The sequence below is a fragment of the Dictyobacter alpinus genome, from assembly GCF_003967575.1.
GTDB lineage: Bacteria > Chloroflexota > Ktedonobacteria > Ktedonobacterales > Ktedonobacteraceae > Dictyobacter > Dictyobacter alpinus.
This window is the reverse complement of the sequence record NZ_BIFT01000001.1, coordinates 3,587,152-3,599,838: the sequence shown is the minus strand read 5'-3', so window position 1 is coordinate 3,599,838 and position 12,687 is coordinate 3,587,152. Positions and strand designations below refer to the sequence as shown.

General features: G+C 50.3%; 7 protein-coding genes. 4 read left to right on the top strand and 3 right to left on the bottom strand.

Annotated features, from left to right (window positions below):
- The first annotated feature begins 190 nt into the window (after window positions 1-190).
- On the top strand, window positions 191-1,306 hold the full coding sequence (locus tag EL633_RS14275; protein WP_126627823.1) for a glucose 1-dehydrogenase: 1,116 nt from the start codon (window positions 191-193) through the stop codon (window positions 1,304-1,306).
- 10 nt (window positions 1,307-1,316) lie between these two features.
- Here EL633_RS14275 and EL633_RS14270 read toward each other — a convergent pair whose 3' ends face one another.
- A complete protein-coding gene (locus tag EL633_RS14270; RefSeq protein ID WP_126627822.1) occupies window positions 1,317-2,462 on the bottom strand; it encodes a M20/M25/M40 family metallo-hydrolase in 1,146 nt (381 codons plus the stop codon).
- A gap of 198 nt (window positions 2,463-2,660) precedes the next feature.
- Here EL633_RS14270 and EL633_RS14265 point away from each other — a divergent pair, with 198 nt between their 5' ends.
- Window positions 2,661-3,521, top strand: coding sequence for an aldo/keto reductase (locus EL633_RS14265; protein ID WP_126627821.1), 861 nt, complete (start codon window positions 2,661-2,663; stop codon window positions 3,519-3,521).
- Window positions 3,522-3,662: 141 nt separating this feature from the next.
- Here EL633_RS14265 and EL633_RS14260 read toward each other — a convergent pair whose 3' ends face one another.
- Window positions 3,663-3,902, bottom strand: coding sequence for a hypothetical protein (locus EL633_RS14260; RefSeq protein WP_126627820.1), 240 nt, complete (start codon window positions 3,900-3,902; stop codon window positions 3,663-3,665).
- Window positions 3,903-4,350: 448 nt separating this feature from the next.
- Window positions 4,351-6,231: a molecular chaperone HtpG gene (htpG, locus tag EL633_RS14255; protein WP_174845165.1), complete on the bottom strand. Its 1,881-nt coding sequence runs from the start codon at window positions 6,229-6,231 to the stop codon at window positions 4,351-4,353.
- Window positions 6,232-6,780: 549 nt separating this feature from the next.
- On the opposite strand from htpG, the gene EL633_RS14250 reads away from it, so the two are divergent.
- Both EL633_RS14250 and EL633_RS14245 read left to right on the top strand, forming a co-directional pair.
- A complete protein-coding gene (locus EL633_RS14250) occupies window positions 6,781-6,978 on the top strand; it encodes a helix-turn-helix domain-containing protein (RefSeq protein ID WP_246039135.1) in 198 nt (65 codons plus the stop codon).
- A 491-nt stretch (window positions 6,979-7,469) separates the two neighbouring features.
- The gene (locus EL633_RS14245) at window positions 7,470-12,680 is read left to right on the top strand and encodes a type I polyketide synthase (protein WP_126627818.1); all 5,211 of its coding nucleotides are present in this window, start codon (window positions 7,470-7,472) and stop codon (window positions 12,678-12,680) included.
- Window positions 12,681-12,687: the final 7 nt, after the last annotated feature.

Genomic DNA, 12,687 nt, shown 5'->3' with positions numbered 1-12,687 from the left:
TAACATGGATGTGCTTAATCGAAACGTATTGCCCGCGAGGGGTGCTGCTATCTCTATGTTATGGGTATCATATCATAAACATGAGCCAGTGTTCGTGGCATTTCAACGTCCAGAATGCTGCCATCTACAAAAAAAAAGTGCTATAGTTGCAAGACAAAACAATGCTAGCTCGTTTTTGAAAGGATGATTGATGGTTAAGGCAATTGCGGTCTTCCCACGGACGAAAGAGATCAGGTTGATTGAACATCCCGAGCCACATATCACACAACCTACGCAGGTCAAACTAAGAATCTTAGAAGTAGGTGTCTGTGGCACGGATCGCCATATTTGCGCACTTGCATTTGGAAATCCGCCCGGGGAGAGTGAGTATCTTATTCTAGGACATGAGGCATTAGCGGAGGTAGTTGAGGTTGGGGAGGCCGTGACGCAATTCCGTCCTGGCGATCTGGTGGTGCCAGAGGTGCGTCGGCCATGTAGCGATCCAGCTTGCCGGGCCTGCCAGGCTGCACATCAGGATTTTTGCTATACCGGCACATATACGGAGCGTGGTATCCAAAATCTACATGGCTATATGACCAATATGGTAGTTGATGAGGCCTCCTATCTCCATCCTGTGCCTTCGGAATTACGTGAGGTAGCGGTGCTGACCGAGCCGCTCACGATTGCGGAAAAGGCTCTGGTCCAGGCCTTACAAATTCAGGCCCGCCTGCCATGGCGCACAAATGCAGCCAGTTCTGATGAGCCGGGACGTGGCCTGAGGGCTGTGGTTCTGGGTGCGGGTCCAATCGGACTGCTGGGTGCGATGCTGTTTGTGACTGCCGGCTTTGAGACCTATGTGTATTCACGCGCCCAGGCTCCCAATGAGAAATCCACCATTGTCGAGGCCATCGGTGCAACCTATCTCTCAAGCGAGACTACCAGCGTTGAGCAGCTGAAAGAGCGCGTTGGCCATATTGATCTGGTCTATGAAGCCATGGATGCCGCACCACTGGCCATCGATGTTCTCCGCAACCTTCATCGCAATGGTATCTTTATCTTTACCAGTGGCACCAGTCCTGATCATCCTTTTAACATCGATACGGCGGCCGCAACCCAGCATCTCACCTCTAAAAATCAGGCGATTATCGGTACGGTCAATGCTGGACCCGCAACCTTTCAATCCGCGATTGAACATCTGGGTATCTTCCAGCAACGCTGGCCCCAGGTTCTACCAGCATTGATTACACACCGCTATCCAATGGAACAGGCGAAAGAGGTACTGCTTGCAAAACCTGGAGGTATCAAGCATATCGTTTCAATTGCTTGATCAGAGATCGCTATGGCCAGGCCAGTAGATTGCTGGCATCGATACAGAGTCGCACGATCTGCGCCAGGCCTTTGCCAATAGGGGAGACGTGCAAAAATTCATTGGTCGTATGGGCCTTCTCGCCTCTGGTGATGCCAACACAGACCGTGGGAATGCCCAGACTGATAGGGATATTGGCATCTGTACTGGATGCGACGCAATGTGGCTCATAACCAACCCACTGTAGCGTCTGCTTCGCCAGTTGTACCAGTGGATCATTTTCGTCCCGGCTACCAGCAGGCCGATCACCCAGTATTTCGATCTCGGTCTGTAAACCTGGACCTGCCTGCTGAAGAATTACCATACGGGCTTGCTCTACCAACTGGTCCAGGGCCTGGACATCTACGGAGCGTAGATCAACCAGGGCCGTGGCCTGGGAGGCGATGGTGTTGATTGAGGTTCCACCTTCGATCATGCCGACATTAAAGGTGGTCTTTGGCTGGCTCGGTACCTGAAGCGCGGCCAGGCCAGCGATAATGCGTCCCAGGCCATGGATCGCACTGGGCACACCAAATGAGCCAAATGAGTGTCCACCAGGACCTTTTACGGTGATTTTTAAACGCTTTGAGCCTACGGCAACATTAACAATGCTCCCTATATTGCCATCTACCACCAGAACTCCTGCCAGCTGCTCTCGATAGCGCTCAACCGCTTTACGGGCACCACGGAGATCGCCCAGGCCTTCCTCACCAACATTGGCCACCAGCACCAGATCTACGGCTGTCTCCCAGCCATATGTATCCAATAGCTCGACGGCGGTCAGGGCGGCGGCGACACTGACACTGTTATCACCAATACCAGGACCATAGAGCAGATCGCCATCACGCCGAATGGTGAGCGGGGTCGAGGCGGGAAAGACGGTGTCAATATGCGTCAGGAGCAGCAATACAGGACGATCCGCCTTTTTTCCACGCCGCACATACACATTCCCCAGTTCGTCCACCTCTGGATTGTAGCCACGTTCACGCCACAGGTCAGCCACAAATTTCGCTCGTTCATGCTCCTCTCCGGTGGGAGCCGGTACAGCGCAGATACGCTGCGTCAGCATAACCACGTCCTCTATTCTTTCTGTCGCATCGGCGAGAATACGTTTTAAGTCCTGGGTAGAAAGATCCATCTTTAGCTCCTTGTACTACTGTCTTATGGCTACTCAAGCGGCGTCGTGGATTGCTTTTTAAGACGTATAATGTAAAATTATACTACGACAACCGCCTTCTATCGCAAAACTGATCATGCCGTTGATCCGTAATGGTTGTATGGATAGTATGTAGGAGTTGCCCATCAAGGGTAGATAGGTAATGGAGAATAATTATTTATGACTATTGCAAAGCAGCCTTTTGGTCGTACAGGACATATGAGTAGCCGTACTCTCTTTGGTGCCGCAGCGCTGGGCTCTGTGACTCAGGCGGAGGCGGACCAGACATTAGAGGTATTGCTGAAATATGGCGTCAACCACATTGATGTGGCGGCCAGCTATGGCGATGCTGAATTACGCATTGCTCCCTGGATGGCCCAACATCGCTCCGAGTTCTTTGTCGCGACCAAAACGGGTGAACGCACGGCCTCGAAAGCCATGGAAGAATTACAGCGTTCACTGGAACGGATGAAAATAGATGCTGTGGATCTGTGGCAGTTCCATAATCTGGCTGATCCCATTGAATGGGATATCGCTTTGAGTCCTGGTGGCGTGATCGATGCGGCCATAGAGGCGAAAAAACAGGGATTGATTAAAGCTATTGGTGTGACGGGTCATGGTTTGCAGATCGCGGCCACCCATCGCCGTAGCCTTGAGCGTTTTGATTTCGATTCTGTCTTGCTTCCTTGCAACTATGTGACGCTGCAAAATCCTTATTATGCAGAAAACTTTCATGCGCTGGTCGCAACGTGTAAACAGCGCAATGTTGCGGTCCAGACGATCAAATCAATCGCCTATAAGCCCTGGCTAGGGGAGAAACAGACGCATAGCACCTGGTATGCTCCACTCGAAGAGCAGGCCGATATTGATCGCGCCGTCCATTGGGTCCTGGGTCATGAGGGTGTCTTCTTGAATACGGTCGGAGATATCCATCTCCTGCCAAAGGTTCTAGATGCCGCCAGTCGCTTTGAGAAGCAGACCAGCAATGCCGACATGGATGCCATGATTGGCAATCTTGGTATGCAACCACTGTTCGTCTAGATCTATCTGATTTGACAGAAGATAGACGAAAAAGCCATCGCCCCTTTCCTCTTGTTTTATCAGGAAAGGGGCGATGACTTTTAGTAAGCTAGCAATAGGTGCTGCATCCCTGCCACCAACTTCAACCTCAAGGAACTGGTATTAGCGGTTAGCGTAGGTGTTGGCGGACTCTTGCTCGTTGACATAGAGAGCATTGTTGATGCCATCGCTATTGCGGCTCAGCAACTCTAACAGGCCACGGGTCTCTTCAGCGCTCAGTGTGCAGTACATGCCGCTGGGATTGCCAAACTCGTGGTAGTACATTTTCAACTTACCATCCTCTAACCAGGACTGGTAGCGGCCAATTTTCATGTGATCTTTATGATTCTGTGCTGTGTTCATGTTTGCTCCTCCTTGAGGTTCCCTCAATTGGAAAATCTTCGAATACGTAAAATTTTTATACTTGTTGTTAACCGGGAAGATGATTCAGCGTAGAACCTTGCCGTCCCAGCGAGATTTTTTTTTGTGTGTTTCGCTTTCGCTTACATGTTTAATAATACGGTATAAATCGCCGTTTGGGGAGGTTTTTCAGGCCAAAAAAAGCGCTCAAAAAAATCTTTATGCACTTCTATAGATAGCTCTACAATATGCTGCCATCTTCTTACCATTTATGCGTAGTAAACGAAGGCACATGACACCATTTTTGTGCATATTGCACAAAAATATAAATAAATATATTTGTGTAAATTGCCATATCGATATCCAGGAAGGTGCAATCAGGAGGTGAAAACATGAAAAAAGCCAACCCCACTAATTGTAGGGCTGGCCTTGTGAATTTTTCCTGATAAAATTAGAGTTGGGCTAACAGGCTATTTAAGCGATTGACAAAGCTGACAGGATTCTCCAGTTGTTCACCGCTGCTGAGTACTGACTGATCGAAGAGGACATGTGCCCAATCGGTAAACAAGTGCTCGTCGGCTTCATTTTTGATGCGCTCAACGATGGCATGATGGGGATTGATTTCCAGAATCGGCTTGTCATTAGGAATCTTCTGGCCCGCCGATTGGAGTAGGCGCTTAAGACTGGGATCAATACCATACTCATCAACGACCAGACAGGCGGGAGAGGTCGTGAGACGACTGGTAACGCGTACGTCTTTGACTTCTTCGCCTAATACCTTCTTGAGGCGCTCTAACAGATCTTTGGCCTCGTCAGCGCTCTTCTGCTGTTCCTCTTTCTCTTGCTCATCCTCAAGGTTGCTGAGATCAACTTCGCCTTTAGAAATTGACTGTAATTGCTTACCCTCAAACTCGTTCAGTTCAGGTATGGCCAGATGATCAACGGGATCAGAGAGTAGGAGTACTTCGATACCTTTCTTGTTGAAGATTTCCAACAAAGGACTATCCTTGGCGGCCGCATAGCTATCTGCCACGATATAGTAAATCTTATCCTGGCCTTCCTTCATGCGTCCAATATAGTCTTCAAAGGAAACATTCTGGGTCTCACTGCCCGAGGTCGAGGTGGCGAAGCGGAGCAGTTTAGCCAGGCTGTCCCGGTTGTTCTGATCCTCTAACAAACCTTCTTTGATGACGCGACCAAACTCATTCCAGAAAGTCGCATATTTCTCTGGCGAGTTTTTGGATAGGTCGGTGAACAGGCCCAGGGCTTTTTTGGTTGAGTTGGAACGGATTGCGTCGATCATGCGGTTCTGCTGAAGAATCTCACGCGAGACGTTCAGGGGTAGATCGTTGGAGTCGATGATACCGCGCATGAAACGTAGATAACGAGGCATCAATTTTTCAGCGTCATCCATGATGAAGACGCGGCGCACATACAATTTAACCCCATGATGGAACTCACGTGTGTACAGATCAAAGGGAGCCTGGGCTGGTACATAGAGCAGGAGTGTGTATTCCTGGGTACCTTCCATCCGGCTGTGGGTATAGGCCAGTGGATCATTGAAATCATGCGAGATATGTTTATAGAACTCGTTATACTCTTCCTCGCTGATCTCGTTACGTGAACGCGTCCATAGGGCCGATGCCGTGTTGACAACTTCCCATTCGTCCTCTTTATCCTTCTCCTCGGACTTCATCACAATTGGTAATGTAACATGGTCTGAGTATTTACGGATAATTGAGCGTAAACGATAACCACTGAGCAGTTCGTCCTCATCCTCACGCAGATGGAGGATCACTTCGGTACCGCGCGTTGGCTTGTCAATATTCTCAATTGAATATTCGCCTTTTCCTTCGGACTCCCAGCGTACGCCATGATCGGCAGAGAGACCGGCGTGACGCGTCAAGACGGTAACGCTATCGGCAACCACAAATGATGAGTAGAAACCAACACCAAACTGTCCAATAATATTGGCGTCCTTTTGCTGATCTCCGGTCAATGATTGGAAGAACTCACGCGTACCGGACTTGGCAATTGTGCCCAGATGCTCGATCACTTCCTCACGGTTCATACCGATACCGTTGTCAGCGACCGTAATCGTGCGTGCCTCTTTATCAAAAGAAACACTGATTTTAAAATCTGTATCATGTTCATACAGCGATGCATCTGAGAGGGCATCAAAGCGTAGACGGTCGATCGCGTCTGAGGCATTTGAGACCAGTTCTCGCAAAAATATCTCTTTATTACTGTACAATGAATGGATCATCAGATCCAGCAACTGTTTAACTTCTGCCTGGAAACCAAGTGTTTCCTTGTGTGTATCCAGTGACATATTCAAAACCTCCATAGCAACAACAAAAAATCAAGAGAAAAGAATAGAGCGCGAAGAGGCATTTTTTTATCACTTGCACTGTACCAAAAGTAAGCCTTTTTTTCAACTAAACAAGCGTTGTCTTTGGCCCCACCTTATTATCCAGGGATAAGTGTATCACAGATAGCCAAAATAGGTACTTTATCCCATAAACAAACAAATATGTATCCTGAATAAAAGTAGTTTCGTATAAACATGTAACACCCGTTTAACCTATCGGCGTAGGAAAATATAAAACTCGTGCCGGTTTTCCCCCGGATATCCGAACACGTTATTATTAACGAATTATTTTCTTTTGTTCTAGCCACATTGCCTACCAAAAGTTACATTAGGTCTTTACTTGCATCACACATTGTTGTACAATGCACATACAATGTTTTCTTGTGTATTCCTATTACGCAGTAGCTATTTGTCTGGGTTCTGTCATTTGTATGAGAGAGACGACAAAATATAGTCTAAATAGGAAATACCAGTATAACAAATTTAATAATTAAATAGGAGATGATAACCATGAGCGAGCTATTGACAGTTTCAGAGGTTGCCGAAATTCTGCGCGTAGATGACACGACGGTTCGTCGTTGGGTAAAACAGGGTGCATTGGAGGCCGTTATTCTGCCTCACGTCAACGAGCGTCAGGCGTATCGCATTAAACGCGAGACCCTCAACCGCGTATTGGGTGATGCCGCCAATCAGCTGGTTGCTGAATAGAAGTATTTACTCATTCCAGCACGGCGATATGCACACATTATGTAGCGCTGATATATTCGGAACGTTGTACTCTTAGTAGCAAACAGAGCCTGCAAAGGCGTTTCATCCTTATGGCATCGTTATAAATTTATGCTTACAGAGAAAATGCCTTAAAAAAAGAGATAGAAGCATTCCGAATAAAAGACAATTGATAGCCTTTAAAGTGAGTCCGGTCCCTTTATTTATAAGAGGAACCGGGCTCACTTTATTTTTGCTCGTTTCCTGTGTCCAAACATTGTTAACTAACGTGTACAACACCAGAATCATAATGGCTATTCCAGCCAGAATAGAGGCAACGACATGATTAAGACATACTTAAGGGAAACGGTTGACAGTCACAGGACTTAAATGTATTATCAATATGAGACGCATAAATAAATATGTTACTCGATTGCCCTTTGCTCTTATACTAGCAATTTGCATTCGCTATTTTGCGACCAGGAATAGTAAAATTGGAAACACGTATTTTACCACCCTCGCGTGAGTTTTCTACTCTGGTCAATCTCCTCCGTTGGAGAGCAATCCACCAGCCCGAACAACGCATCTATACGTTTCTGACTGACGGAGAACAAGAAAAAGATGCCCTCACCTTCGCGGAGCTTGATCATAGAGCACGAATTGTTGGCGCTTCCCTGCAAGAATATATTCCTCCCGGAAGCCGAGCCGTGCTTATTTATCCTTCCGGGTTAGATTTTATTATCGCGTTCTTTGGTTGCTTATACAGTGGAATTATTGCAGTTCCAGTGTATCCACCATCCGCTGTACGCTCAGATCGTACGTTGACAAAGTTTCGAGCGATTGCACAAAATGTTGATGCGCAAGCCGTACTGACTTCTACAAATCTTACAGCAAAAGTAACCAATCTCATTGCACAAACTCCTGAATTGCAGAGCGCCCATGTACTCGTTACCGATACACTTCCCACGACTACTGCTGATCAATGGCAGATGCCAGATATCGCCAGCGCTACATTAGCGTTTCTCCAATATACATCGGGCTCAACTGGCGTGCCTAAAGGGGTCATGGTTAATCATGGCAACCTGATGCATAATTTGTCATTGGTGGAACGCTACTGTCAGCATCCTGCAGCAGCGCATGGCGTGACCTGGCTTCCTCTCTATCATGATCTTGGGCTGATTGGTGGTGTCCTGCAACCACTCTATGCGGGCTATGAATCAACGATTATGGCTCCCGCCACATTTTTACAGCGTCCCCATCGCTGGTTACAGGCTATTTCGCGCACAAAGGCGACGATCAGTGGCGCCCCTAATTTTGCCTATGACCTCTGTGTGCGTAAGGTGACGCCGGAACAAAAAGAGGGTCTGGACCTCAGCCACTGGGAGATCGTGGCCAATGGCGCTGAACCGGTGCGGGCCGATACGCTGGAGCGTTTTGCCGAGGCGTTTGCTGAGTGTGGCTTTCGCCGCAATTACTTTTATCCCTGCTATGGTCTGGCTGAGGCGACACTGGTCGTCAGCGCCGGAACGAAAGGTGTTTTCCCTACGGTGCGCTCGTTCCAAAATGAGGGCTTGAAACAAAATCAGGCTAGAGAGGTCGCGGCTGAGGAGGCTGATGCCAGGACATTGGTCAGCATTGGTCAGAGCCAGGATGATCAGACACTCCTGATAGTTGATCCTGAGACATATACGCTCTGCCCACCTGATCGTATCGGTGAGCTCTGGATCGCTGGCCCAAGCGTGGCTCAGGGCTACTGGCAACGGCCGGTTGAGAGTAAAGAGACCTTCCAGGCTCATCTGGCTGATGGACAAGGACCATTCTTACGTACCGGAGATCTGGGTTTCTATGACCACGATGAGCTTTTTATTACGGGTCGTTTGAAGGATCTGATTATTATTCGTGGTAGCAACCACTATCCACAGGATATCGAGAAGACGGTGGAGGCTTGCCATCCGGCCCTGCGCTTGAATGGTGGGGCGGCCTTCTCAATTGAGGCTGAAGGTGAGGAACGGCTGGTCCTGGTGCATGAAGTGGAGCGCACGGCCCTCTCGTCGAATCTGGCGGATGTGGCGGCGGCGATGCGTCAAGCGGTGGCTTTACAGCATGAAATTCAGCTCTATGCGCTGGCTTTGATTAAGCCTGGTAGTTTGCCTAAAACGTCGAGTGGTAAGGTGCAGCGCCGGGGTAGTAAGCAACACTATCTGGATGGCGATCTGGATGTGGTTTATGCATGGAAACAGGATGCGGCTGAGATGAGTCCTGTTCAGGATCAGACCACGGAGCCATCTCTTACGGAAGAGGAAGAAAATAAGCCGTCTACGCCGGTCTGGAATGCGTCGATGCTGCGAGCATGGCTGGTTGAGCATGTGGCTGAAGCATTGAGGGTTGCTCCTGCTTCGATTGCTATCAACACGCCATTTGCCTACTACGGGATGGACTCGGCCCAGGCGGTCAGCCTGTCGGCCGATCTAGAAGATATTTTGCAGCGTCCACTGGCTCCGACGCTGGCCTATGATTATCCTACGATTGATGCGCTGGCCCGCTATCTTGCCAATGAAGAACAGGTGGCGAGCGCGGATGATATCACGACGACAGAGCATAGCGCGTTCGCTGAAGATGCGATTGCGATCATTGGTCTGGGTTGTCGCTTTCCCGGGGCGAAAGATCCAGAGGAGTTCTGGCAACTTCTGCGTAATGGGATTGATGGAATTAGTGAGGTTCCAGATGCGCGCTGGGATAGTCGGCGTTACTATGCACCGGAGCCCGCGACACCAGGAAAAATGAATACGCGCTGGGGTGGCTTCCTACGGGACGTTGATCAGTTTGATCCTGCCTTCTTTGGCATCTCACCACGCGAGGCCGCCAGTATGGATCCACAACAGCGGTTGCTACTGGAGGTGGCCTGGGAGACCCTTGAGTACGCGGGCCATGCGCCGACAACACTGGCTGGCAGCCAGACGGGCGTCTTTGTCGGCATCAGTAGTGATGATTACTCGCGTCTGCAATCCTCGGATGGGGTGGATGCCTATTCAGGAACGGGTAATGCCCATAGTATCGCGGCCAATCGGATCTCATACGCGCTGGATCTTCGCGGTCCCAGTATGGCGATGGATACAGCCTGCTCGTCTTCGTTGCTGGCGGTACATCAGGCCTGCCAGAGTTTGCGTAACCATGAGTGCTCGCTGGCACTGGCTGGTGGCGTCAACCTGATCCTGACGCCCGAACTGACGATCACGTTCTCACAGGCGCGCATGATGTCGGCGGATGGTCGCTGTAAAACGTTTGATGAGGCGGCCGATGGCTATGTACGCGGTGAGGGCTGTGGCCTGGTCCTGCTTAAGCCTCTGTCTGAGGCACAACGGGATGGTGATACGGTACTGGCGGTGATTCGGGGCTCGGCGGTGAATCAGGATGGGCGTAGTAATGGTCTGACCGCTCCCAATGGTCCTTCCCAGGAGGCGGTGATCCGTCAGGCGCTCAGCAATGCCAGGGTGTCGCCCGATCAGATCAGCTATGTGGAGACGCATGGCTCCAGCACCCCACTGGGTGATCCGATTGAGGTTACGGCCCTGAAAGCGGTCTTGATGCAGCAACGCGCACCCGCACAAACCTGTCTGTTAGGGGCGGTCAAAACCAATATTGGACATCTGGAGTCAGCGGCGGGTATTGCTGGCCTGATTAAGACGGTGCTCAGTCTCCAAAAAGGCGAGATTGTGCCGAATCTGCATTTCCAGAAACTGAATGCGCATATCTCGTTCGCGGATACGACCTTTGCCATTCCTACACAGCCACAATCCTGGCCGACAGAACGGCGTCTGGCTGGTGTGAGTGCCTTTGGCTTTGGTGGCACCAATGTCCATATGATCCTGGAAGCGGCACCAGCCCTGGCTGAAATCAAGGCTGAAGTCGAGCGTCCACAACATCTGCTGACACTCTCGGCCCATAGTGAGAGCGCATTACAGCATGTGGTACGTCAGTATCAGGACTTCTTAAAGGCGTATCCGGCCACGTCTATCGCTGATCTGTGCTATACGGCCAATACGGGTCGAACCCATTTTGCGACACGCCTGACGATTATGACCACGACGGCGGAGCGTTTACGCGGCCAGTTGGCGACGTTTCTTCAGGATAAGGCTGCCCCAACCATCCATCAGGGACGAAAGTCGAGCACACAAAACCATAGGATCGCCTTTTTGTTTACGGGTCAGGGCTCACAATATATCGGGATGGCACGACAACTCTATGCGACACAGCCGACGTTCCAGCGCGCCCTGGATCGCTGCAACCAGATTCTGGAGAAGTATCTGGATCAGCCGTTGCTCTCGCTGCTCTATCCAGCCCTGGAGGATACTTCGCTGGATGAGACGGCTTATACGCAACCTGCGCTCTTTGCGTTGGAATATGCGCTGGCGGAACTCTGGAAGTCCTGGGGGATTGTGCCGGAGGCGGTGCTTGGACATAGCGTTGGTGAGTATGTCGCGGCCTGTGTGGCGGGTCTGCTCAGCCTGGAGGATGGCTTGAAGCTGATCTGCGCCCGGGGACGCCTGATGCAAAACCTGGAGCACCAGGGGAGTATGGTAGTAGCTTTTACAGCCCCTGAGACGCTAGAGCCCTTGCTACGGCCATTCCAGGAACAGGTCTCGATTGCGGCGATTAATGGACCGAAGAACACGGTGCTCTCGGGAGATACAAGCGCGCTCAAACAACTTGTCCAACAATTGGAGACGGCTGGCATTACGACGCATGCGATGACGGTCTCGCATGCCTTCCATTCACCTTTGATGGAGCCGATGCTGGATGCCTTTGAGCAAACGGCGAGCGAGATAGACTTTGCCGCGTTGCGTATTCCTCTGGTCAGTAATGCTAGCGGCGAGCTACTACAGGCTGGTGAAACGGTTGATGCGCATTACTGGCGCACGCAGACGCGTACGGCGGTGCAGTTTGCGGCTGGCATGGAGACACTGGCTCAAGAGGGCTACGATACATTTATCGAGATCGGGCCGAATGCGACATTGCTGAATATGGGCAAACGCTGTCTGCCAGATACGCGAAACAACTGGTTGCCATCACTCCTCAAAGAGCAGGGAAACTGGCAAACGTTGCTAGATAGTGCAGGGAAACTCTATACGCTTGGGATTGATCTCAACTGGTCTGGCTTTGATCAGGACTATCCACGGCGACGCATCGCGCTACCAACCTATCCATTTGAACGCCAGTCTTACTGGTTAACGCTCAAGGATGCGTCACAGGTAGAGCCAACGGAAAAGCCTGAGGAAGCCAATCCAGGTGGACAGCGTATTACCAGAGATACGCAACGTCATCCGCTACTCGATAGTTATGTTGCCCTGGTACATCCGGCGCGTATCCATGTATGGGAAAGCACGCTAGATACGCAACACCTGCCATATCTCAAGGATCATCGTATTCAGGGTTCGGCCGCTCTTCCCATCTCGGTCTATATCGAGATGGCGCAGGCCGCCACGAAGGAGGCATTGGGAGATGACCAGAAGTATCGTTTAGAGGCGATAGAGCTGAAAAAACTGCTGCTCTTACCAGAGAAAGGTCCCCAGAAGGTCCAGGTAGTGCTCGCTTCTGACGGTCAACAACAGGCAACATTCACGATTTATAGCCATGCAGTCGGTGCACCAGAGCAACCACATGACCACTGGACGCTCCATGCAACTGGTAAAATTCATACTCATTAGGAACTAG

Excerpts from the sequence above, each read along its gene's own strand:
- EL633_RS14275 (WP_126627823.1), top strand. The coding sequence starts at position 191 with ATGGTTAAGGCAATTGCGGTCTTCCCACGGACGAAAGAGATCAGGTTG.
- EL633_RS14270 (WP_126627822.1), bottom strand. The coding sequence starts at position 2,462 with ATGGATCTTTCTACCCAGGACTTAAAACGTATTCTCGCCGATGCGACA.
- EL633_RS14265 (WP_126627821.1), top strand. The coding sequence starts at position 2,661 with ATGACTATTGCAAAGCAGCCTTTTGGTCGTACAGGACATATGAGTAGC.
- EL633_RS14260 (WP_126627820.1), bottom strand. The coding sequence starts at position 3,902 with ATGAACACAGCACAGAATCATAAAGATCACATGAAAATTGGCCGCTAC.
- htpG (WP_174845165.1), bottom strand. The coding sequence starts at position 6,231 with ATGTCACTGGATACACACAAGGAAACACTTGGTTTCCAGGCAGAAGTT.
- EL633_RS14250 (WP_246039135.1), top strand. The coding sequence starts at position 6,781 with ATGAGCGAGCTATTGACAGTTTCAGAGGTTGCCGAAATTCTGCGCGTA.